The sequence below is a fragment of the Chryseobacterium sp. TB1-D10 genome, from assembly GCF_059803555.1.
Genome location: NZ_JAPFHB010000002.1, coordinates 35729 through 59185 on the forward strand (window position 1 = coordinate 35729; position 23457 = coordinate 59185).

Sequence of the window (23457 nt, forward strand, 5' to 3'; positions counted from 1 at the left end):
TCTGAAGTTGTCTTTTTATGATAAGAAGCTTATGAAAAAAACTATTATTCTATTGTGCTTTATTTTGGTCAAATTTATTATTCAATATTCTTTAATTGGATCAGAATACGACTTGCAGAGAGATGAATATCTCCATCTCGATCAGGCAAACCATCTTGCTTGGGGTTATTTATCCGTTCCGCCAGTCACTTCTTGGATATCTTATATGATTAATCTGTTAGGAAATTCTATGTTTTGGATCCGGTTTTTCCCTGCTCTTTTCTGCGCATTGACAATCTATGTTGTCTGGAAAACCATAGAAGAACTGAAGGGAAATCTATTCGCATTGATCTTTGGTGCAACTTGCATCACATTTTCGGTTTTGTTCAGACTGAATATGCTTTATCAGCCAAATTCGCTGGATGTCCTTTGCTGGATCATGGTGTTTTATCTGATCATAAAATACTTGAACACCAGCAAAACCAAGTGGCTTTACTGGCTGGCAATCACATTCGCAATCGGTTTCCTGAACAAGTACAATATCATTTTCCTTATTTTTGGTCTTCTTCCCGCAATATTGCTGACGCCCGAAAGAAAAATCCTCCTCAACAAGCACCTTTACTTTGCAGTTTTATTAGTGTTAATACTCATTTCTCCCAATATAATCTGGCAGTATGACAATGACTTCCCAGTCATTCATCACATGGAACTACTATCTAAAACCCAGCTTGCAAACGTCAACCGCTGGAGTTTTATCAGGTCACAATTGTTATTTTTCCCCGGCACATTTATAGTTTTTATCTTCGGGTTGTATGCCTTGATTAGATTTCAGGAATTCAAAAAATACAGACTGTTTTTCTGGATGTTCTTCTTCACAATCGGGATTTTCCTTTTCTTCAAAGCCAAAGATTATTACGCCATTGGTTTGTATCCCATTTACTTTGCATTCGGATCGGTCTATATTTCGTCGTTGTTAGAAAACAAGGTTGGAAAATTTTTAAAGCCTTTGATTGTATTATCAGCCATCGCCTTATTTCTTCCGGTTTTTAATATCGCTTTTCCGAACAAAACGCCGGACTATTTCGCTAGCCATCCCGAAAAATATAAAAAGTACGGTATGGTGACCTGGGAAGATGGGAAAGACCATGGGTTGCCTCAGGATTTCGCAGATATGCTGGGCTGGAAAGAGTTGGCAAGAAAGGTAGACAGCACTTACGCAAAGATGCCTTCACCAAAAAACACCTTGGTTCTAGGTGACAATTACGGACAGGCAGGTGCCATCAATTACTATTCGAAACTGGGAATTCATGCCGTATCATTCAATGCCGACTATATCAATTGGTTTGATTTGAAGACAAAATACCAACATCTGATAAGGGTTAAAGAATTCGACAGCAACAACAGTGAATTGAAAGAAACAGCACCTTATTTCCAAAAATCATCCACAGGTTCCGTGACAAACCAATACGCCAGAGAATTTGGTACCACGATATTTTCCTTCATCAATATCAAAATTGATATCAATGAAAGGATAAAGAAGGAGATAGAGGAAAATAGTTTTTGATAACTTTTGAAAAATTATTGTAGGTTCTGACAACCTATATTAGAATTTTTTTAAAGAATTATAATTGAGAGTATTTAGAGATAGTTGAAATCATATTACTAACAATAATTGAAATAAAAAAGGCTTCCAAAATCTGAAAGCCTTTCATTTTATATTGAACTGTTAATTATCTCGCGATATTCACAGATCTTGTTTCTCTAATTACGGTAACTCTTACTTGTCCCGGATAAGTCAACTCATTCTGGATTTTTTCTGAGATGTCATAAGATAATTGATGAGCATTCTCATCATTCACTTTTCCACTTTCTACCATTACTCTAAGTTCTCTACCAGCCTGGATTGCATAAGCGCTGGAAACACCGTCAAAACTCAAAGCTGCAGCTTCAAGATCTTTCAGCCTTTGGATGTAAGATTCCAAAACCTGTCTTCTTGCGCCTGGTCTTGCTCCGGAGATTGCATCGGCAACCTGGATGATTGGCGATAGGAGAGAAGTCATTTCGATCTCGTCATGGTGAGCACCGATAGCGTTGATTACTTCTGCATTTTCGCCGTATTTCTCTGCCCACTGCATTCCAAGAAGTGCATGTGGCAATTCAGATTCTTGCTCAGGAACTTTCCCGATATCGTGTAGTAAACCTGCTCTTTTAGCTAGTTTTACGTTTAATCCTAATTCTGCTGCCATAGTTGCTGCAATGTTTGCAACTTCTCTGGAGTGCTGTAGTAAGTTTTGACCATAAGAAGAACGGAATTTCATTCTACCAACCACTTTTACCAATTCGGGGTGCAGACCGTGGATTCCAAGATCGATGATGGTTCTTTTACCAACTTCAATAATTTCTTCCTCGATTTGTTTTCTGGTCTTCTCAACCACTTCCTCGATTCTCGCAGGGTGGATTCTACCGTCTGTAACCAATCTGTGTAATGATAATCTCGCGATCTCTCTTCTCACAGGATCGAAACAGGAAAGAAGGATAGCTTCCGGCGTATCATCTACAATGATTTCTACACCTGTTGCAGCTTCCAAAGCACGGATGTTTCTACCTTCACGTCCGATGATTCTACCTTTGATTTCGTCAGATTCGATGTTAAAAACAGAAACCGAATTTTCAACCGCTTGTTCTGTTCCAATTCTTTGAATCGTTTGGATAACGATTTTTCTCGCTTCACTTTTTGCATTCAGCTGAGCTTCCTCCATAATGCTTTGAACGTGTGCTGATGCTTTTGTTTTCGCTTCAGCTTTCAAAGATTCTATCAATTCAGATTTCGCTTCTTCTGCAGAATAATTGGATATTTTTTCCAGCATTTCTACTTTTTGAGCTGTCGCAACTTCCAGATCCTGTTGCTTTTTCTTAAGAGTTTCCAGTTTTTTGTTGTAATCGCCAACCTGTCTTTCAAGGTCTTTTTCTAGTTTTCCTGCTTTGCTAAGCTCGTCATTCAGTTTGTTTTCCTTGTCTTTGGTACGCTTTTCAGCCTCCTGCATTTTTCTCTCGCGGGATTGAATGTCCGCATCGTGCTGGGATTTCAGCTCCAGGAATTTTTCTTTGGCCTGCAGGTGTTTTTCCTTTCTTACAGCTTCTGCTTGTACATTGGCTTTTTCTATAATGTTTTCGGCTGTCTTTTTAGCATCTTCTACTACGTACTGTGCTTTTGTATTTAAAGAACTCTTTCCGAAGAAAAGTCCTGCAACCGCTCCTACGATAAGTGCAACGACACCGATAATAATGGTAATTGTGTCCATAAAATTTATATATATGTTGAGTTTATTTACTTTAAAGTACAAAGTAAAAAGTACATTGTACAAAGACTTCTCAGATCTTTTTTAATTTTTCTAATTTTTTAATCTTAATACTTTGTACTAAGTTCATAAAAAAAACCTACAACAGTTCAGATATAGAGTAAACTCCATAAAAACACGATTTGAACTGATTTTCATCCTCTGTAATCTGCGCAAGGCAGCACGCCATCGAATGAACTTTCGTCCGGTAATTTTTAATTGTTGAGTTTACTTCTTTGTGTTAGAACTATTGTAGGCAGCTTGTAATTTGAAAAATTTTACTTTTCCAATTGCTCAAGGAGTGCATTGATTTTGGTCACGCGCTCGTTTGTATTTTTAATATTTTTCTCATTATTTAAAGAATAAACTTCTGCATTGGTACCGAGTTTCAAAACGCACATAGCGAGTGCATCCTGCTTATCTCTCACATCGAAACTGGCTTCGAAGTCCTTTATCATACTTTCTATCTGCTTACCAACTTTTCTGAGGGTTTCTTCCTCGGCGGCTGGTACATTCAGCGGATAGTTCCGTCCGGCAATGGTTATAGTAATTCTTCTGAAATCCATAGTTATAAGCCGGTGTTTTGTAATTCAGAAACGCACATATCTATTTCTTTTACCAGTCTGTTGATGTGATTTTTCATCAGTCGGTTGTGTTCTGCGTTTCCTGATATTGCTGAATAAAGTTTTAATTCTTTGTTTTCTTCTGCTAAGATCTGGTTTCTGCGTTTCTCCTCCATGTATTCTTCCCTCAATTTTTGAAGCTCCTCAGACGTTTCTGCGTGTTTATCCGAAAGATTCTTAAACTTTTTATAAAGATTGAGAATCTTTTTTTCCAATACAGAAAAGTTGTTTTCTAATTCGCTTAACATTACCAGAATTAAATTCTAACTTTTACAAAAATAGGAAAAATTAATGATGATTTAATACGATATTTCTCTTTTGTTAATTCGGCTTTGTTTCTGTTTGATTTATAGCAATTTATCTTTAAGTAGATCATCAAAATAATTAAGAATGAAAGCTTTGTTTAGAAAATTGATCCAAAAAAAAGAGCTTTGAAAAAGCTCGATTTATATGATTTATTCAAATTTTAGAACCAGCATAAAAGCTCTGGTCTGCATAGTGGAAATTGCTGGTGTCCAGTATGGTGGCGTCTCAGGTTTGTCGGAAACCAATTCATTATTTGTAAAGAAGGTTCCGCGAATCGCCGGTGTTAGTTTAAATCTACTGAAGTATAATTGAATCCCTATCTCAGCACTCCAGCCAAAGTTGTGTGTGGTGGTGCGAAACGTATTCAATAAATTGTCATCTGTGGAAGTTTGATTAGATTGCAGATTCATCATATAATTGATACCTGCTGCTGCGTAGGGACGGGAATTGTACCAACGGTCGCCGTGTATTTCCAGCAAAATAGGAATGTCGACATACGTAGATTTTACGATTCTCTTTGTATATGTCTCATTCAAATCCGTTATAACCTGAGTATTAGTTCCGTCGGGTAGCAGTATGCCACTCGGAAACAATTCGTTGATGTGATCAAATGTATTAAAAGTTAAATCTCTCTGGACAAAGTGCAAACCTGGTTCTATTCTCAGATCAAGAAATTCATTAAGCCTCATTTTGCCAATCAATCCGGCTCCGAAACTATACGTAGCTTTTGATTCTACAAGATTCTGATTGCCATCCATTCCATAAATAGGACTCAAAACCATTTTGTAATCAAAGTTATTGGCAGCAAGATAAAATCCGTAGCTGAATTTCTTTAAATCAAACTCTTCAAGATTGTCTGGTCTGTCTTTGGTTCTGAAAAAATTGTTAAAAGTCTGAGCATTAAAATTAGTGCTCATAAGTACTGCAAATGATAAAATCTTGATAAGTCGCTGCTTCATTCTATTTCGTAGCTTTATAAATGGTGGCTATTCCTAAACTCAATTTGGTGTATTCTACTTTTTTGAAACCTGTGTTCAACAAGATGGTTTTCATCTTTTCTCCGAAAGGAAATGCATTTACAGAATCCGGAAGATAGGTGTAAGCACGATTGTCTTTGGAAACCAGACGCCCGATTGCCGGCAGTATATTTTTGAAATAAAACATATAAAATGGTCCAAGAAATCCTTCCACTTTTGAAAACTCTAATATATAAATACTTTTGTTTTCTTTTACAACTCTTCTTAATTCTGATAATCCTTTTTCCAGATTTTCAAAATTTCTTACTCCAAATGCAACGGTGACGCCATCAAATTTATTGTCCTGAAACGGAAGTTGTTCCGCATCACCTTTCTGCATAGAGATTTTTCCGTCCAGATTTTGCTTTCTGATTTTCTCGATTCCAACATTCAACATTTGCTGAGAAAGATCAAGTCCAACAACTTCTGCATTGGTTCCTTTTTGAACACTAATTGCCAGATCTCCTGTTCCTGTTGCCACATCCAGAACCAATTTAGGATCATCATTTTTCAGCATATTCACCAGTTTGTTTCTCCAAAGCACATCTATTTTCATTGATAAAACGTGATTCAGAAGATCGTATTTTGGTGCAATATTGTCAAACATATCTTCTACCTGACTTTTTTTGCTGTATTCTGAGTTGTATGGTGTTACGTTGTTGTGTTCCATTTTTATAATTGATGAGTGATAAATGATTATTAATTAATTTTTAATCATTTAATTCTTTAATTTTTGAATCTACTTTAAGTGGTAATAATTGTTGTAGTAATTAATAAAATCCTGCTTTCTAAAGATCTTTGAGCGACTTTCCACCTTTGCTACATTTTTCACAATGCGGTCATATTCCTCATCCAGATTATAATAGAAATCTTCGGTGTAAAGCTTATTAATTTTTTTGACGTCGCCTAAATAATGCTTCTTGTCAATCTCGATTCCGGCTTTTGCAGCAATCAGAGAATCTTTGTTCAGACCATAACCGTAATATTGATTATTGACATAATAGTCTTTATTTGTAATGTTTAACAATCCTCTTACTTTGTTAACTGTAAAGGAAGAATCATAAAGCATCTTTTTGTTTTGGTCAAAAACTGCAATTTTATTTTGTCCTTTATTAAGGTTAACTTTCAGATATTGTCCGGCGGAAAGAATATTTTCCTCGCCGTTATTGATTTTGAAATAAAATGTTTCCGGCGTAGGATTGTCCACCAGATAATAGTTCCTTTTCGCCAAAAACAAAAAGTAAATAGCGAACGCAAGTCCCATTGCCAACAAAGAAAAAATCAAACCTTTTGTAGAGGCGCTCAGATTTTTCATAAGTAATTTTTATTGTTTTCCAAAAGTCTTATGCAATCGCCAGCCTTTTTTTGTCTTTTTTAATTTTATATTATTAATAGCGATTTCATATCTTGAAAATCAATATTAAGATTGCGAATTTACGGATTTTTTTCTGTGTCGTAATTTTTATAATTGTGATATTAATCAAGGCTTTGATTCCTGAAAAACAAAACCTGATTATCCCTTATATTTTCTATTTTTTCAGGATTGAAACTCAAATCGGGTGCTTTTGTTCCGTTTTCGAGATTCAGATTTTGGTTTTTAAAAATAATGGTTTCATCCCAAAGATTCTGATCTATGAATTGCTGCAAAGTAAATCTTCCGCCTTCAATAATGACAGACTGAATTTGCAATTCATATAATTTTTCTAAAATTTGATTGAGAGAATTCTCTTTTTCTATCTTGATGAATTTCAAATGTTTGTCCTCAGAATTTTTGATCGAATTAAAGATAATCGTCTCCGCTTCATCATTATAAATAGTGAAATTTTCCGGAATATCCAAATTGTGATCGATGAGAATTCTGATAGGATTTCGACCCTCAATTTCCCTTACTGTTAAACTCGGATTATCGTGAAGTGCGGTGTTTTTTCCAATCAAAATTGCATGTTCCTCACTTCTCATTTGATGAACAAATTGCTTCGAAAGTGAATTACTGATTTGAGTTGGTTTGAAATCCTGATCCATAAATCCATCCGCAGATTCTGCCCATTTCAAAATAATGAACGGACGTTTCTTCTCGTGATAGGTAAAAAAACGTTTATTAAGTTCTCTGCATTCGTTTTCTAAAACACTGGAAACAACCTCAATGCCTGCATCGGTAATGATTTTTTTTCCTTTTCCGTTTACTTTATCGTGGCTGTCCATAGCACCAACGACCACTTTTTTGAAACCCAATTCAACGATTTTCAAAGCGCAAGGCGGTGTTTTTCCAAAATGAGCACACGGTTCCAGAGAAACATAAATCGTGGATTCAGGAATCAAATGTTTGTCTTCTTCTCTTATCGAATTAATCGCATTGATTTCTGCGTGTGGTTCTCCTGCTTTTTTGTGAAAACCTTCGCCAATAATTTTACCGTTATTAATAATCACTGATCCTACCAAAGGATTTGGGTAAGTATTTCCAAGCGCTTTTTGAGCTAGCTCGATACATCTTCTGATGTAAATTTCGTCATTCATTAATGATGATTTCTGACTTGTAAAAAATTATTTTTTCTTTTTATCAACTTCTGTTGGCTTGTAAGTCACTGGTGGAATAGCAGTTGTAATTGCAGCTTCCATCAACCTGTTTCTTTCTTTTGATAAAGATTTGGCAGCATATTTCAGATCTCCTTCAAGCCTTTTGGAATAGGAAAAAATGATGAATGATTTCTTCCCGTTCACATCAAAATTTTTGAATCTGTCAAGGTTGTATTCCGCATAAGGTTCACCTTCTTTGGGAGTTTCTGTTGTAAGATAATCTACGATAATCTCTTTACCATCAGGACTTTCTGTTACATTTACGAAAGAATATTTATCCTTCGATCTTCTTTTGTCAACAAATTCCACTTTTTGTTTGATGGCAGTTTCCATATCAATTTCTTTATCGAAATAAGAAATGTTGATCAGTTCTTTGTAGTTGCTGAGGACATCATCTCTCATTATATACTGCTGCTGAGCCCAGGTTGCCGAATTTTGTTTGCTAAATGCCAAGAGAAATTCATTTTCATTGAAAGTTAAAGGCCCGGGAATATTCAGTCTTTCGATGACTTCAACTGGAGCAGAAACCACTGTTTCTTCAGTTTTTGTTTCCTGAGAATGAAATGCCGAAGCGAATGTAAATAGACTTAAAGCAGAAAGTAGAATTTTATTTTTCATAATTATTTTTTTAGATTTTTAAGTTCTCTAATTCTTGATTTGAATAGTAACAAAGCAAATATGATAAGAATACAGCCTACTATGTTGAATACTAATTGATTTAATTCCTCGCCTTTTGGTGCAATTACCAGTGCTAAACCTAGAATCAGTAAAAAAATGCCAAAGCCAATTTTGGTTTCAAAAGATATTGTTAGAACTTCTATAATTCCTAATAAAAATTCTCCTCCGATTTTCTTAAAAATTTTTTTGCTTTTCAACGCTTTTTTTTTGGAAAAACAATTTTATGCTTTCAATTCTTCAGGAATTTCACAAACAGGAATAGGATTCATCTTATGCTGCGTCGCTCTGTTGAATTTTAAATAAATCTGCATCACTTCTTTTTCTCGTCCATCAAAATCAGCTTCTGTTTTTCCGGCTTTTTGTTGCTCCATTGCCCATTCCAATTCAGGATAAGTGGCTCCAATTTGATCTTCGTCTGATCTTTCAACTTCCCAAAGTCCGTCCGTTGGTTTTGCAACTTGAATACTTTCCAAAATTCCTAATTCTTTAGCGATGTCGTAAACCTGAGTTTTATAAAGATCAGCAATAGGAGAGATGTCCACGCCGCCGTCGCCATATTTCGTAAAAAATCCGACGCCGAAATCTTCTACTTTGTTTCCGGTTCCAGTTACCAAAAGTCCATTGATTTGTCCATAATAATAAAGCGTAACCATTCTCAATCTTGATCTTGTATTGGCTTCAGCCAGATTTTTATTTGGCGAATCATCTTTGTAGCCTTCCGTTGTTTTTTCAAAGCTTTCAAACGTTGGTGTCAGATCAACTCGGAAACCATCAACATTTGAGAAATTGGCCTTCAAAAAATCAATATGATCCTGAGCTCTGTCTACCTGATCAGCTTTTTGACGGATTGGCATTTCCAGAACCAAAGTTTGCAATCCTGTTTTCGCTGCCAAAGTAGAGACCACTGCAGAATCTATTCCGCCGGAAACACCTACCACAAAACCTTTTGAATTCGCTTTGATTGCATAATCCTTTAGCCAGTTGACGATATGATCGATTACTTTTTGTGTCTGCATTGTTTTTATTTTCTGTTATTTTTTTTCTAATTCGTACCAATTGCAAAGATCGCCATTGTCGATAAAAGTGCCTTTGTTTTCGAAGCCTAATTTTGTGAGAATATAATTGGAAGTTTGATTTTCTACATCAGCATAAGCATAAATTTTATCAGCATTCATCTGATTGAAACCCAATTCCAAAGAAGCTTTCGCAGATTCTGTCGCATAACCTTTTCCCCAGAATTCGGGAAGGAATCTGTAACCTAACTCGTAAACATTTTTGAATCCATTGACTTCATCTGTCAGAAGTTTGATGCCGCTCCAGCCTATAAATTTATTGGTGCTTTTTTCGATAACGGCTAATCTTCCGGTTCCGTTTTTTTTGTATTGATTGATAATGTTTTCAATCATTTTTGCAGATTCTTCTTTCTTTGTCAAAGGTTGAATGCCAACATATTTTACAACTTCCGGATTACTATCCAATAGGAACATATCGTCCAGATCTTCACGAACTAATTTTCTTAAAATCAATCTTTCGGTAATAATTGGAAGCTTCATCCTTTAAAATTCTTATTTTTGCTTTTCGAAAATCTTAATGTAAAAATAATGAAGTTTTTCCGATATATCTCTTTTTCGGCTATAATTGTTTTCAGTTTATCCGCCTGCAAAAAGGAAAACGAAAATAGATGGGATGTTGAAATCAAAAATCCGGTCAAAAATGTACAGGTAACAGACTTGTCTGGTGAATTCTATAATTCATCGGTTAGTTTGGACGACTTCAAGAAAAAATATCCCTGGTTTCAGGGCTCTGTGCCAGATGCAGATTATGGTGACCGAAGAAAAGATACGATGGAAGTCCGAATTTACAAAGAAGCGATTTCCAAGATCAATAAAGCGAAACTAGATAAAGATTTACTTGATCTTTTTTCACACATCAAAAATTATTTCCCAAAGTTTCAGCCGCCACATATTTATCTTTACTCATCCGTTGTCGATCCGCAAAATGTCACTGATCCGATCTTCCTGAGAGAAGATGAAAACATGCTTTTCGTAGATATTACAGGATTTATGGGTGACGGAAACAAGAATTACAAAGGTCTGGATCTGTATTTTCAAAAATCGATGAATCCAGAAAATCTCGTTCCGAAAATCTCTGCTTTTTTTGCTGCAAGACTAGTTCCGGTTCAATTGGAGCAGCAGAAGTTTTTGGATCAAATGGTTTATCAGGGGAAAATCCAAATTCTGCAGGATGCTTTCCTGCCAAATTTTCCCGAACATCTGAAAATCAATTATTCCAAAGAGCAGTACGATTGGGCGGTTGCGAATGAAGTTAATATCTGGAATTATTTTGTGGAGAACGATTTGCTTTTCAGTGCAGATCCGGATCTTTCTGAGCGCTTCATCACGCCCGGACCTTTCTCAAAATTTTATACAGAAGTAGATCGTGAAAGTTCGCCGCAAATTGCAATCTGGACAAGCTGGCAAATTTGCAAACATTATCTGAAAGCCAACCCGGAAGAAAAATTGCAAATATTTTTGAAAAAGAATGCTACGGAAATTTTCAACGGATCAGAATACAGACCGAAATAGAGTTGGAGAGATTCGGGTTAATAGCATTTAGGGTGGAATTTTCTTTGATGAGTTTTACGCCTTTGCGAACCTTAAAGTATTTCAATAAATTCAAAAAAGCTTAGCGGACTTTGCGTTAAAATTTCAGTCTCAAAAAAAATAATAGTTAATTTAATCAATAAAACAATGCGTAAAACAAAAATTACAATAGATATACAACTGGACGAAAATCACGTTCCGGAAAAAATGACGTGGAATGCACAAGACGGCGGCGTAGAGAACCAGGAAACCAAGGCGGTGATGATCTCCGTTTGGGACGAGAAAACTTCCGAAGCTTTAAGAATTGATCTTTGGACAAAAGATATGCCTGTAGATCATATGAAGCGTTTTTATCACCAAATTATTGTTTCTTTGGGACAGACTTATCTGCGAGCAACCGGCGAAGAAGATGTTGCAGGTTGGCTGGAAGAAGTAGCGGAAGATTTTGCAGTGAAGTCGGCAATAAAAATGTAAAAAAAAGTAAGATGTTGGAAGTTGGAAGATGGATGTTAAAAAACTTCCAGCATCCAACTTTTAACATCTAACAAAATATTAAAAATATGAAATTCAATACAAAAGTTATTCACGGAGGACAACAGCACGAGCCAGCAACTGGCGCAGTCAACGTTCCCGTATTTTTAACATCTACATTTGCACAGAAAAGTCCGGGACAATTGATCTCCGGCTACGAATATTCCAGAGGCGCAAACCCAACTAGACAAGCTCTGGAAGACAGTTTAGCAAGCATCGAAAACGGCGCAAGAGGATTAGCCTTTGGTTCAGGTTTGGCCGCAATCGATTGTGTTTTGAAATTACTGAATCCTGGTGATGAAGTCATTGCTGTTGATGATCTTTACGGTGGATCTTACAGAATGTTTACCAGATTATTCGAAAAGTATCAACTGAAATTTACATTCATCGGTTTTGATAATGTTGAACAACTGGAAAATGTTATTACTCATAAAACAAAACTGATTTGGCTGGAAACTCCTACTAATCCATTGATGAAATTAGTAGACATCAAAATGGTAGCTGATACTGTAAAAGGTAAAGATATTTTGGTAGCTGTAGATAATACATTTGCAACACCTTACATTCAAAAACCTTTGGATTTGGGCGCGGACATTGTGATGCATTCTGCAACGAAATATCTTGGCGGACATTCTGATGTTATTGCCGGAGCTTTGATCGCAAAAGATGCAGAATTGGGTGAGAAATTACATTTCATCCAGTTTGCAAGCGGTGGAATCTTGGGTCCTCACGATTCTTATTTGGTTTTGAGAGGAATCAAAACTTTGGCGCTTAGAATGCAAAGACATTCTGACAACGGTTTCGAAGTGGCAAAATATCTTGAGAATCATTCTTTGGTTGATAAAATATTTTATCCGGGATTATCATCTCATCCGCAATATGCTTTGGCAACTCAACAAATGACTGAGTTTGGTGGAATGGTTTCTTTCACTTTCAAATCCGGGAAGAAAGAAGATGCCGTGAAATTCTTGGAAAATATCAAAGTTTTCACCTTAGCAGAATCTTTGGGTGGCGTAGAATCGTTGGCAAATCTCCCGGCTTTGATGACGCACGCATCAATCCCGGAAGATAAAAGAGCTATTCTCGGAATCACTGACGATTTAGTAAGATTAAGCGTCGGAATCGAAGATGCGGAAGACTTGATTGCTGATCTGGAACATGCCTTTAATTCAATTAGTAATTAATAATTAAGATTATAATTTTTAATCATTTAATCATTTAATTCTTTAATATAAATAAAATGACTTTTCGAAATGCCACTTTAGAAGACCTCCCAAAAATTGTAGAAATTTATAATTCTACGGTGGCGTCACGATTGGTTACTGCTGATCTGGAAACGGTTTCTGTTGAAAGTAAAGTCAGTTGGTTTAATGAACACAATTCTGAAACGCGTCCGCTCTGGATGGTTCAGGATTCTCAGGAAAACACGATTGGCTGGGTTAGTTTTCAGGATTTTTACGGACGTCCGGCTTATCAGAAAACCGCTGAAATCAGTATTTATATTGATGAAAAATTTCGGGACAAAGGTTTCGGTAAACAGATTTTAGAATTGTCAATCGACAGATGTCCAGGTTTGGGAATCGAAAATCTTCTCGCATTCATCTTTGCTCATAATCTTCCAAGTCTGACTTTGTTCGAAAAATTCGGATTTGAACTTTGGGCAAATCTCAAGAATATCGCCGAACTGGACAGCGAAAAAAGGAGTTTAATTATTTTAGGTAAGACCATTAAGCATTAGAAATATCTATGGAAAGTTACACGTATTGTTTGTATTGGATTCTTTCCATTTTGGCGATTCTGTCGGTGTTTATTCCTTCAATCAAGAATAATTTTTGGACTTTCAGGATTTTTGATTATCCAAGATTTCAAAAATTCATTATTCTGATAATTCTTGCACTTTTATGGAATTTCGCCATCGAAAATCCGTCCATTTACGATAAAATCCTTTTGATTACGGAGGTCGTTGTTGCTCTTTATCTGTTTTACATCATCATTCCGTACACCAAATTTGGGAAAACAATGATTGATAAAACCGAACCAAATCCGGATGAAAAAGTTCTGGATATTTTGGTTTGCAACGTTTATCAGCACAATCGGAATTATGAAAAATTAGTTGATCTTATCAAAGAAAAAGATCCGTCCGTTTTGTTTTTTCTGGAAACTGATGAAGAGTGGAAAAACGCTTTGGAAACGGTCACAAAAGATTATCAATACAAGATAGAAGTTCCGTTGGCAAACACTTACGGTTTGTTATTTTACAGTCATTTTCCGGTCAAGAATTACGAAGTCAATTATTTGATTGATGATGATATTCCGTCTATTGTTGCGGATGTGGAATATAACAATCACGTTGTCCGATTGTTCGGAATCCATCCAACGCCGCCAGTTCCTCAGGAAAATCCGGAAAGCACAGAACGCGATGCGGAGATTCTGATGGTTGGCGAAAAAGCAGAGGAATACGGAAAACCTGCAATTGTTTTTGGCGATTTGAATGATGTCGCCTGGTCTCAGACCACCAAATTATTTCTAAAATCCAGCGGAATGCTCGATCCACGAAGAGGACGCGGAATGTTCAATACATTTCACGCCAAATATTGGTTTTTGCGTTGGCCATTGGATCATTTTTTTGTGAGCCCGCATTTTCGTCTGGTTGACATGAAAGTTCTGAAAACCGTGGATTCTGACCATTTTCCAATTTGGATTTCCTTGGTAATTCGCAGTGAAGATACTGAAGATCAACTGGATATTTCGCACGAAGAAAAGCAGGAAGTGGCAGAAAAAATAGAAGAAGGTATTGAAAAAGGTGATGCCAATTAAATTTCTTATATTGAAGATTAAAATTTAAAATAATGAAAAAGATAATATTTAGTCTCATATTTTCGCTTGGTTTGATCTTCATTTCTGCGCAAAAAACAACGCCAAAACCTATTGTCATTGTAGAAAATGTGGTGATGGGAACTTTGACTTTAAATAGCCTGGATCCCAATAAGATTGAAAGCGTTCAGGTTTACAAAACGCCTTCAAAAGAAACAACAAGTTTTGATGATCTCATTAAAAATGGTTTGATTAATGTCAAGCTTAAAGAAAAAATGCCCATCGAAAGTCTGACGATTTCTGAAGCAAAAAGCAGATTCAAACTGCCTGCGAATGCTTTGGTTTTTCTCAATGATATCCCGGTTCATAATGACAAAATTCTGATTGCAGAAGATCTTTTGAGGACAACAAGTATCATCAATCCTGATAAAAAGTCAAACAACTTCACTGCTCCGGTTTTGAGTATTAAAGCAGACTAAACTTGTTTTTACATTTCCGAATCCCTATTTTTGCTGGAATCCCTATTTTTAAAAATATGATTTTCACGAAGGCAAAATTATTTTTCAGCGCCCTTTTTCTAATTTCAATTTCAGCATCTTTTTCCGCGCAAAACCGAATCAGCGATCGCAACAATATCGGCTGGTACGCTTACAACGGAACTTTCAAACTTGATTCTAAATTCTCCATTCACACAGAATATCAGTGGCGAAGAAATGATTATATCACGACCTGGCAACAAAGTCTGTTGCGATTGGGAATCAATTATCAGGCGAATCCAAATGTTCAATTACGAGTTGGTTATGCCTGGGCAGAGACTTTTCCTTATGGTGAAATTCCGATCAACGGAATGGGAAAAGATTTCACGGAACACAGGATTTACGAAATGGCAACTGTCACAGATAAGATTGGTAAGATTGACTTATCGCATCGTTTTATGCTGGAACAGCGTTGGGTCGGTCGATATTCTAATGCCAGTCTGACTTCCGAAGATCAATATCCGTTTATGAACCGGGCGCGATATATGATCCGTTTGCAAATGCCTTTGAAAGGAAATTCGATTGGTGACAAAACACCTTACGTTGCGGTATATGACGAATTTATGATTGGATTTGGAAAGAATGTTGGCGAAAATATCTTTGACCAAAACCGAATAGGCGTTTTGTTGGGTTATAAATTCAATAATCTAATTAGAATAGAAGGCGGTTATCTGAATCAGATCGTGCAGTTGGGAAGGGAAGTGGAAGGTAAAAATGTGTTCCAATACAACAATGGATTTATTGTAAGTGCAAATTTCAATTTCGATCTTTCCAAAAAATCAAAAGAATAATTTAATTTCGCAAAATGAAAATAGCATTTCTCGGACCCGAGGCTTCCTTTACGCAGTTGACCGCAACGCAGTTATTCCCCAATGACGAACTGATTCCGAAAGCCAATATTTTGGATTGTTTTTTAGCTGTTCAGAATAATGAAGTGGATAAAGCCGTCGTTCCTTTGGAAAACTCGATAGAAGGAACGGTTTCTATGACCTTGGATTATCTTTATCAAACGCCGGAAATCAAGATTGAAGCAGAAGCGGTAATGCCTATTGCACATCATTTGATGATCCATCCAAGTCAGGATAATCCGGATGCCATTGAGAAAATCTATTCTCATCCGCAGGCTTTAGCCCAGAGTTTTCATTCTCTTAATAAAAATTATCCCGACGTTCCGAAACAGGAATTCGCTTCCACCGCTGCGGCTGCAAAACGAGTTTCCGAAAATCCGGACAGAAAAATTGCTGCCGTTGCGAATAAATTTGCTGCTGAGTTGTATGGTTTGAAAATCCTTAATGAAAACATTCACGACGTGGAGGAGAATCACACCAGATTTATCATCATTTCCAAAACCGAGAATTCTTACGAGAATCATTTGGAAAATATCGGAAAGAAAACCGCGATGCTCATCACTTTGCCACAAGATCACGCCGGAGGATTGCATCAGGTTTTGTCGGTTTTTGCATGGCGAAATATGAACCTTAGCAAGATAGAATCCCGAACTCTGAAAACCAAATTGGGAAATTATTTCTTCTTCGTCACCGTTGTTGGTGGTTGGGATGATGTGCTTTACATTAATTCTGTGGACGAGCTGAAAGCGATTGGTGCTGATGTTAAGTTTTTGGGGAATTACAAAGAGTTTTTGCTGGAAGGATAATCAATCACAACATTGAAATTTCCCGCTGAATATTTTCTCTTGCAATTTTCTCATATTTCCCTTCGAAGTGATCCGTTTTGAAAATCTCATCGAACTCGAGGAAATGAGTTAGAACTTTTTTTCGACCAGGATTGTAAAGGAAATCCGGATAGATTGAATATTCCTTTCTAATTTGATGAATGTAATTTTCATACACTTGCCAATCGTTCCCAAGAATTGCTAAGTCGGCATCGAGTAGAAAATTGGTGTCAGAATCCTCAATTCTTTTGTGAGATTTAGTCGCGAGAATCTGATTGTAAATTTTGGTTATTTTCTCGCTTGGAGTATTGATTTTTTCTAAGCGTTTCTTTGCAATTTCTGCACTTTTTTCCTCGTTGTCTTTCGATGTTACTTTATAAATAATGTCGTGGTAGAAAACTGAAAACAGCAACGCATCAAAATCTGAGATTTCTTCTTTCACACTTTCCAATTCCAAAATCATATTTTCAAGATGGGTCAGATTGTGGTATTTTCTGTTTTTTTTGAGAATAGTTTTTTTCGATTTCTTGCCAGTAATTAAGTTTCAATTTTTCGTTGTCGGAGAACTTTGAGATTAATTTTGAGAAAGTTGATTTTAAATTTTCCAGTAATAACATCTTTTTATAAGGAAATTTTATTAAAGTATTTATCGAAATACTATCTGATTAAGCCTGAAAATCTATTTTTAAAAACTTTAGCTTCCGGATTATATTTTTCAATCAGTGACTCAACTATTAATTCTTGAGCCACAGTGCATTTTGGACCTAAAGTTATTTCCATTTTTTCAAATGATTCCTTTAATATTGGTAAGTAATATGACTCAATTGGGCATTGGATATTTTCGTGTAAAATTTTCAGAAAATCATCTAATGGATTTATTTTGTTCTTCTTTGCGTCAATAGTAGGTAGAATTAATATTTTAAAGCGAACTTCATTCTGAAATTCCCAGATTGTAGATTTGTATTTTCCAATAATTCCAGAACTAAATGTATATTTATTATTATCTAAGTTAAATAATCTAGGCTTTAATAAATCCTCGTTTTCAGTATATTCTACAGGGAAAAAATTATCACCTGATGGTAGTATCCAATAATTATCATTAAAACATTCCTTCTCGGGAACTAATGAGTTGGTAATAGTTTGATTTCTTTTAACATAAACATCATTTGAAGTTTTAAAGTCATAGATTTTAAATAGTTTCTTTGGAAGTTTAATTCTTACACCCTGCATTTTTGGTGTATACATATTCCAAAATGCGAGATTTTCATTATCATTTGTCGTCCAACAAGATATTAAAGTATGAGATGACAAATTGTTTATTTCTTTATCCAAAAATTCTGTTTCATTTATATCATCAACATTTTTTAAACTATTAAAACGAATATTTTTATTTGCTAAAATTAAGGCAAGCGTTTCTATTGATGTATAGTGATACAAATATTCAGACATAATTTATAAGATTAAATTATATTTAGTAATTAATTTTCTTTTTATTAATAAAAAAGTAAACCGGCAACCCAAGCAAGATCAATCCCAATCCTGGCAAAGTATAATCTGGTTTATAGATCAAAAGCAGAATACAAAACGCGGTTCCAATCAAAAGGTAAAGCACTGGTGTGAATGGATAAAGAAAAGTTTTGTAACCTCTTTCCATTTCAGGTTTTTTGATTCGTAGGTAAATCACACCAAAAACAGTCAGCATATAAAACAGAACGATTACGAAGGAAACCATATCCAGTAGATTTCCGTATTGTCCGCTCAGACAAAGCAAACTTGCCCAGATTCCCTGCATCCAAAGAGATTTTTCTGGAACGCCATTTTTATTATTTTCAACAGCAGATTTCAGGAATAATCCGTCTTTTGCCATCGTCTGGAAAACTCTTGCTCCGGCGAGAACAATTCCGTTCACACAGCCAAATGTCGAGATCATTACCAAAACTGCAATGATGATTGTTCCTGCATTTCCAAACATTTTCTCCGCCGCAGCAACAGCAACTCTGTCATTCGCCGCAAAAGCGATAGAATCTCTGTCAAGCGCATTCAGATAAACAAAATTGACCAAAAGATAAAGCAACATTACCGCCGAAGTTCCCAGTATCATTGCTTTCACAACGTTCTTTTTAGGATTCTCGATCTCGCCGGAAATGAAGGTTACATTTTCCCAGGCCACAGAACTAAACACCGAACCAACCATTGCCGCCGCAATTCCGCCAAGGATTGTTGCGCCGGAAATTCCCGTCCATTCCGTTTGTTTCAGGTTTTGGAATGCATCCCAACCTAAACTCATATTGGAACTCCAATTGGATTTATCGATCAAAATAAAACCTAAAATAATCAATCCAAGAAGTGCAATAATCTTTGAAGAAGTAAAAACATTCTGCAAGATTTTCCCAAACTGTACCCCTTTCGTATTCACAAATGTCAGGAAAAGAATCACGACAATCGCCAGAATTTGAATCCATGTAATTTTAAATTCGCCACTTTGAAAGATTGGAGCTGCATCATTCAGAGAAGGAACGAGATATGCCGTAAACTTCCCGAAAGCCACAGCAACCGCTGCAATTGTTCCGGTTTGGATTACGGTAAACATTCCCCAACCGTAGAGAAATCCCATCGGCTTTCCAAAAATTTCTGTGATGTATGTGTATTGTCCGCCCGCTTTTGGGAACATTGCTGAGAGTTCGCCGTAGCTTATCGCTGCTGCAACGGTCATCATGGTTGTTATCAGCCAGACCACGATCAGCCAATATCCGGAACCCAGATTCCGCATAATATCGGCGCTCACGATAAAAATACCGCTCCCGATCATCGATCCCATCACAATCATCACGGCGTCCCAAAGTTTGAGTTTCTTTTCCATAGTTTTTATTAATAATCAAATATAATAATATTAAAGACATTAAAATTTTTATATTTAAGGTTATAAAAATTATTTGAGCAATGAAAATCAGTCTGTGCTTAATCGTTAAAAACGAAGAAAAAGTTTTGGGAAGATGCCTGGAAAGCGCAAAGGATTTTGCGGACGAAATTATCATCGTAGATACTGGTTCAGACGACAAAACCAAGGAGATTGCACGTAAGTATACGGACAAGATATTTGATTTTGAATGGGTGAATGATTTTTCTTCCGCTCGTAATTTTGCATTTTCCAAAGCTACTCAAGATTTTCAGATGTGGCTGGATGCGGATGATGTGGTGCCGCAGCAATCGGTTCAAAAAATCAATGAACTGAAAAAAACGCTGAAAGATGATATCGATATTGTGACGATGCGATATGTTTTATCCTTTGATAAGGATGGGAATGCGTTGTATTATTCAACCCGCGAAAGATTGTTTAATCGGCGTAAAAAGTACGAGTGGATCGATCCTGTTCACGAATGTATTCCGCTCATTGGCAATCTGCATTATACCGATATTGAAATCTGGCATAAAAAAACAGATTATGAAACCACTTCTACACGGAATATTGATATTTATAAAGCTTTAGAAAACTCAGGAAAGCATTTTACACCAAGACAATTGTACTATTATGCCAGAGAATTGAAAGATCATGGCGAAATAGAGAAGGCGATAATTTATTACGAAAAATTTTTAGACTCAGAAGCGGGCTGGCTAGAAGACGTGATAGCGTGCTGTCATACTTTAGCTGTTTGTTATAAAAGTATTGGTAAAACAGAGAAAATAAGACCCACATTGCTTAAAAGTTTTGAATATGATACGCCACGAGCAGAAATTTGTTGTGAATTGGGGTATTATTACAAAGAAGAAGGAAAGTACGACCAGGCATTCAAATGGTTTGACCTTGCGACAAGACTTCCGGAATCCACTTCTATAGGATTTGTTTCCACCGACTACTCCGGGTATATACCAAATATTGAAGCTTGTGTATGTCTGTCATTTTTGGGAGATTTTACCAAGGCAATAAAATACAATGAGAAAGCGGCTGCGTACAGACCGAATTGCCCTTCTGTAAAACAAAATAGAGAATACTTAAAGTCGATGTCTGGCATTTGAAATTGATTTTTTGAGAATTTTTTTGATTGCTGAATCAATTTCGTATGACCTTCTTTTCAGTTTAGTTTTTTTGGTTTATCTCTGTTTTTATCGTTTATTTTCTCACTTACTTAATCGTTTAATTATTAATTATTCGCCTGAATTTTTTATTGAGAAATAGCTCTGTGTATTGATATTAATAATATTTTAGTAATAATATAATATGGTTTGGAATATTTTTTTAAATTAGCAAAATAGCTGTGAATCAATTAAAATAAAAAAATTAATACAATGAAATCGATAATTATGTTGTCCTGTTGTGTGTTTTCAGGAGGATCTCTGATCTTTGCACAATCATCCCAAAATAGCGGAGGAAACAATATTTCTAATTCTTCCGGGAGTGCAAGTTATTCTATTGGGCAGAACTTTTATGAGTCTGTTTCTTCATCCGCTGGAAGTGTACTTCCCGGTGTACAGCAGTCCTATGAAATAACGGAAACACTAGGTTCGGAAATTGCGGAGATCAACCTAAGTCTCAACATTTATCCAAACCCGACATCTGATGTTCTTTATCTGAAAGTTGGTTTTAAGGATTATAAAAGATACCATTTTGAACTTTATGACAATACGGGCAAATTGTTAATGGGCAAATCTATTAATGAAGCGCAGACTTCCATCGTAATTTCCTCTTACCCTGCCGCTGTGTATCTGCTCAAAGTCATGAAAAATGGCAAAGTCCTGAAGGTCTTCAAAGTTTTAAAGAAGGATAATTAAAATACTAATAAAATTAAAAATTAATACACTATGAAAAAGCTCTCTTTTTTAGCAGCTTCTCTGGTTTCGACTTTTGCATTTTCTCAATCACAGGATGCAATGAGTTATCAGGCCATCATCAGAAACTCAAGCAATGAACTGGTTAAGAATCAAAATGTAGGAATGAGATTTTCTATATTGAAAGGTTCTGCAACAGGAACAGTTGTCTATTCAGAAACACAGACGCAATCTACCAATTCCAACGGACTCGTAACAGTAAAAATAGGAGCGGGCACTTTGGTAAGCGGTTCTTATTCAACCATCAATTGGGGAGCGGATACTTATTTTATTAAAGTGGAGACAGATCCTAATGGCTCTGCAAATTATACTATAACAGGAACGTCACAACTGTTGAGTGTTCCTTATGCACTTTATGCAAAAACTTCTGGAAGTTCTCTTCCCGGTCCTGCAGGTGCTATAGGAGCCACAGGTCCAGCCGGTCTGCAGGGTGCTACAGGAGCCACCGGCGCACAAGGAATTGCAGGAATACAAGGTGCAACCGGTGCAACCGGTCCAACTGGTTCTGCTGGGATGAATGGCGTTACCGGAGCAACTGGTCCACAAGGTGTTCAAGGTGTAACAGGTCCGACAGGTTCTAGTGGAGCCAATGGTGTAACCGGAGCAACTGGTCCGCAAGGGATTGCAGGAATACAAGGTGTAACCGGCTCAACTGGCCCACAAGGGATTCAGGGTGTTCAAGGTGTAACTGGTCCGACTGGATCAGCAGGAGCGAATGGTGTAACCGGCGCAACTGGTCCACAGGGTATTCAGGGCGTTACCGGTCCGACTGGATCAGCCGGAGCGAATGGTGTAACCGGTGCAACTGGCCCAGTAGGGCCTCAAGGCGTAATGGGGTCTGTCGGTGCAACAGGTGCCACAGGTCCTATGGGATTTGGTGTGCCGGCTGGTGGTAGTGCCGGACAGGTGTTGCAGAAAGTCAATGCCACTGATTTTAATACAACTTGGGTTACACCAGCCAGTGGAGGAAGCAGCGCTGCAATTGTTTCTACGCAACTCATTACTTCATCAGTTACAATTAATAGTACGCCATCTACTGTATTTACCTATGTTTTGCCTTCATCAGGGATATTTCTGATAAATGTTAGTTTGGCTGGTACAACAAGTAGTGCACTTCTTTTTAGTGCAATAAAACAGAATGGAAATGTTGTTGCATATGGAAGTGGCCCAGTCAATAACCTTATTCCATCACCAACCACCAGGTGCTCTATGTCTATGGTAGTGCAAGGTGCTGTCGGAGATGTTATTACAGTTGAGTCGGTAAGTAATACAACAACTAATACTCTAACAGTAGATGGTTCCACAAGAATGGTTACAACTAAACTGAACTAATTAACTTACTAAGCAACTAATTAATATTAACGGAGACTTTTGTAAAGAAGTCTCCGTTTTTACAGTATGGATTAAAAATATCCGTTGCAAATATTATTTTGATCAATATAAGTGAATAATATTCAGAATATTATTCTATAAAATTAAGATTTTATTAAGCATTTGATAATAGTTTGTGAGTTTACAGAGAAAAGCCTAATTTTGCAACTTCAATTTTACACACATTATGGAACTAGAATACGTAGAACATCTGAGCCCAATGCTGAAAGGCGATATCAAGAATTATCTGATCGATATCGACGGCACGATTACAGAAGATGTGCCTAATGAAGAGCCAGAAAGAATGGTAACTTGTGAACCTTTTCCAGATGCTTTGGTAACGATCAACAAATGGTATGACGAGGGTCACCAGATTTGTTTTTTCACATCCAGAACAGAGGATCTGAGAGAAATTACAGAAACGTGGCTGAACAAACACGGATTCAAATACCACAGTGTTTTACTTGGAAAACCAAGAGGCGGAAACTACCACTGGATAGACAACCACCTTGTAAAAGCAACAAGATACAAAGGGAAATTTACAGATATGGTTGAAAAACAGGTAACCATACAAGTTTTCCGTGACTAATCA

27 protein-coding genes are annotated in these 23457 nt (G+C 36.5%); 13 read left to right on the forward strand and 14 right to left on the reverse strand.

Annotated features, from left to right (window positions below; genetic code table 11):
• Positions 1-31: 31 nt before the first annotated feature.
• Positions 32-1543, forward strand: a complete 1512-nt coding sequence (locus OPU68_RS02445) for a glycosyltransferase family 39 protein (RefSeq protein WP_498472379.1) — start codon at positions 32-34, stop codon at positions 1541-1543.
• 166 nt (positions 1544-1709) lie between these two features.
• Here the strand turns inward: OPU68_RS02445 and rny are convergent, their stop codons facing one another.
• The 11 genes from rny to OPU68_RS02500 all read right to left on the reverse strand — a co-directional run bounded on the left by rny (position 1710) and on the right by OPU68_RS02500 (position 10067).
• A complete protein-coding gene (rny, locus tag OPU68_RS02450; protein WP_498472380.1) occupies positions 1710-3281 on the reverse strand; it encodes a ribonuclease Y in 1572 nt (523 codons plus the stop codon).
• 314 nt (positions 3282-3595) lie between these two features.
• Positions 3596-3883 carry a cell division protein ZapA gene (locus OPU68_RS02455; RefSeq protein WP_498472381.1) on the reverse strand — a complete coding sequence of 96 codons (288 nt, stop codon included), beginning with the start codon at positions 3881-3883 and terminating at the stop codon, positions 3596-3598.
• A gap of 2 nt (positions 3884-3885) precedes the next feature.
• Positions 3886-4188, reverse strand: coding sequence for a hypothetical protein (locus OPU68_RS02460; RefSeq protein WP_498472383.1), 303 nt, complete (start codon positions 4186-4188; stop codon positions 3886-3888).
• Positions 4189-4395: 207 nt separating this feature from the next.
• Positions 4396-5205: a type IX secretion/gliding motility protein PorT/SprT gene (porT, locus tag OPU68_RS02465; RefSeq protein WP_498472384.1), complete on the reverse strand. Its 810-nt coding sequence runs from the start codon at positions 5203-5205 to the stop codon at positions 4396-4398.
• Position 5206: 1 nt separating this feature from the next.
• On the reverse strand, positions 5207-5932 hold the full coding sequence (ubiE, locus tag OPU68_RS02470) for a bifunctional demethylmenaquinone methyltransferase/2-methoxy-6-polyprenyl-1,4-benzoquinol methylase UbiE (protein WP_498472385.1): 726 nt from the start codon (positions 5930-5932) through the stop codon (positions 5207-5209).
• A gap of 69 nt (positions 5933-6001) precedes the next feature.
• The gene (locus OPU68_RS02475) at positions 6002-6577 is read right to left on the reverse strand and encodes a hypothetical protein (RefSeq protein WP_498472386.1); all 576 of its coding nucleotides are present in this window, start codon (positions 6575-6577) and stop codon (positions 6002-6004) included.
• A gap of 161 nt (positions 6578-6738) precedes the next feature.
• Positions 6739-7776, reverse strand: coding sequence for a bifunctional diaminohydroxyphosphoribosylaminopyrimidine deaminase/5-amino-6-(5-phosphoribosylamino)uracil reductase RibD (gene ribD / locus OPU68_RS02480; protein WP_498472387.1), 1038 nt, complete (start codon positions 7774-7776; stop codon positions 6739-6741).
• A gap of 27 nt (positions 7777-7803) precedes the next feature.
• A complete protein-coding gene (locus OPU68_RS02485) occupies positions 7804-8454 on the reverse strand; it encodes an HI_0983 family protein (RefSeq protein WP_498472388.1) in 651 nt (216 codons plus the stop codon).
• A gap of 2 nt (positions 8455-8456) precedes the next feature.
• Positions 8457-8711, reverse strand: coding sequence for a hypothetical protein (locus OPU68_RS02490; protein ID WP_498472389.1), 255 nt, complete (start codon positions 8709-8711; stop codon positions 8457-8459).
• 24 nt (positions 8712-8735) lie between these two features.
• Positions 8736-9530 (reverse strand): NAD(+) synthase, encoded by a 795-nt coding sequence (gene nadE, locus OPU68_RS02495; RefSeq protein WP_498472390.1) that lies wholly within the window; start codon positions 9528-9530, stop codon positions 8736-8738.
• A 15-nt stretch (positions 9531-9545) separates the two neighbouring features.
• Complete coding sequence (locus OPU68_RS02500) at positions 9546-10067, reverse strand: GNAT family N-acetyltransferase (protein WP_498472391.1); 522 nt, start codon at positions 10065-10067, stop codon at positions 9546-9548.
• 48 nt (positions 10068-10115) lie between these two features.
• On the opposite strand from OPU68_RS02500, the gene gldB reads away from it, so the two are divergent.
• The 8 genes from gldB (at position 10116) to pheA (ending at position 16652) form a co-directional block, all read left to right on the forward strand.
• Complete coding sequence (gene gldB / locus OPU68_RS02505; RefSeq protein ID WP_498472392.1) at positions 10116-11099, forward strand: gliding motility lipoprotein GldB; 984 nt, start codon at positions 10116-10118, stop codon at positions 11097-11099.
• A gap of 165 nt (positions 11100-11264) precedes the next feature.
• On the forward strand, positions 11265-11591 hold the full coding sequence (gldC, locus tag OPU68_RS02510) for a gliding motility protein GldC (protein WP_498472393.1): 327 nt from the start codon (positions 11265-11267) through the stop codon (positions 11589-11591).
• Positions 11592-11677: 86 nt separating this feature from the next.
• Positions 11678-12832: a cystathionine gamma-synthase gene (locus OPU68_RS02515; RefSeq protein ID WP_498472395.1), complete on the forward strand. Its 1155-nt coding sequence runs from the start codon at positions 11678-11680 to the stop codon at positions 12830-12832.
• 56 nt (positions 12833-12888) lie between these two features.
• Positions 12889-13386, forward strand: coding sequence for a GNAT family N-acetyltransferase (locus OPU68_RS02520; protein ID WP_498472397.1), 498 nt, complete (start codon positions 12889-12891; stop codon positions 13384-13386).
• 8 nt (positions 13387-13394) lie between these two features.
• On the forward strand, positions 13395-14465 hold the full coding sequence (locus OPU68_RS02525) for an endonuclease/exonuclease/phosphatase family protein (RefSeq protein ID WP_498472398.1): 1071 nt from the start codon (positions 13395-13397) through the stop codon (positions 14463-14465).
• A gap of 32 nt (positions 14466-14497) precedes the next feature.
• Entirely contained in the window at positions 14498-14941 is a 444-nt protein-coding gene (locus OPU68_RS02530; protein ID WP_498472399.1) for a hypothetical protein, read from the forward strand.
• A gap of 56 nt (positions 14942-14997) precedes the next feature.
• Positions 14998-15789 carry a DUF2490 domain-containing protein gene (locus tag OPU68_RS02535; protein ID WP_498472400.1) on the forward strand — a complete coding sequence of 264 codons (792 nt, stop codon included), beginning with the start codon at positions 14998-15000 and terminating at the stop codon, positions 15787-15789.
• A gap of 14 nt (positions 15790-15803) precedes the next feature.
• Positions 15804-16652 carry a prephenate dehydratase gene (gene pheA / locus OPU68_RS02540; RefSeq protein ID WP_498472401.1) on the forward strand — a complete coding sequence of 283 codons (849 nt, stop codon included), beginning with the start codon at positions 15804-15806 and terminating at the stop codon, positions 16650-16652.
• A gap of 4 nt (positions 16653-16656) precedes the next feature.
• Here pheA and OPU68_RS02545 read toward each other — a convergent pair whose 3' ends face one another.
• From OPU68_RS02545 to OPU68_RS02555, 3 genes are all read right to left on the reverse strand, one after another.
• Positions 16657-17133: an HD domain-containing protein gene (locus tag OPU68_RS02545; RefSeq protein WP_498472402.1), complete on the reverse strand. Its 477-nt coding sequence runs from the start codon at positions 17131-17133 to the stop codon at positions 16657-16659.
• A gap of 194 nt (positions 17134-17327) precedes the next feature.
• Complete coding sequence (locus OPU68_RS02550) at positions 17328-18119, reverse strand: hypothetical protein (RefSeq protein ID WP_498472403.1); 792 nt, start codon at positions 18117-18119, stop codon at positions 17328-17330.
• Between the two features lie 22 nt (positions 18120-18141).
• Complete coding sequence (locus tag OPU68_RS02555; protein WP_498472404.1) at positions 18142-19530, reverse strand: APC family permease; 1389 nt, start codon at positions 19528-19530, stop codon at positions 18142-18144.
• 80 nt (positions 19531-19610) lie between these two features.
• Between OPU68_RS02555 and OPU68_RS02560 the strand changes: the two genes are divergently transcribed.
• The 4 genes from OPU68_RS02560 to OPU68_RS02575 all read left to right on the forward strand — a co-directional run bounded on the left by OPU68_RS02560 (position 19611) and on the right by OPU68_RS02575 (position 23454).
• Entirely contained in the window at positions 19611-20684 is a 1074-nt protein-coding gene (locus tag OPU68_RS02560) for a glycosyltransferase (protein ID WP_498472405.1), read from the forward strand.
• A gap of 270 nt (positions 20685-20954) precedes the next feature.
• The gene (locus OPU68_RS02565; RefSeq protein WP_498472406.1) at positions 20955-21437 is read left to right on the forward strand and encodes a T9SS type A sorting domain-containing protein; all 483 of its coding nucleotides are present in this window, start codon (positions 20955-20957) and stop codon (positions 21435-21437) included.
• 30 nt (positions 21438-21467) lie between these two features.
• Complete coding sequence (locus OPU68_RS02570; protein ID WP_498472408.1) at positions 21468-22826, forward strand: DUF8740 domain-containing protein; 1359 nt, start codon at positions 21468-21470, stop codon at positions 22824-22826.
• Positions 22827-23052: 226 nt separating this feature from the next.
• Positions 23053-23454 (forward strand): LNS2 domain-containing protein, encoded by a 402-nt coding sequence (locus tag OPU68_RS02575; RefSeq protein ID WP_498472409.1) that lies wholly within the window; start codon positions 23053-23055, stop codon positions 23452-23454.
• Positions 23455-23457 lie beyond the last annotated feature (3 nt).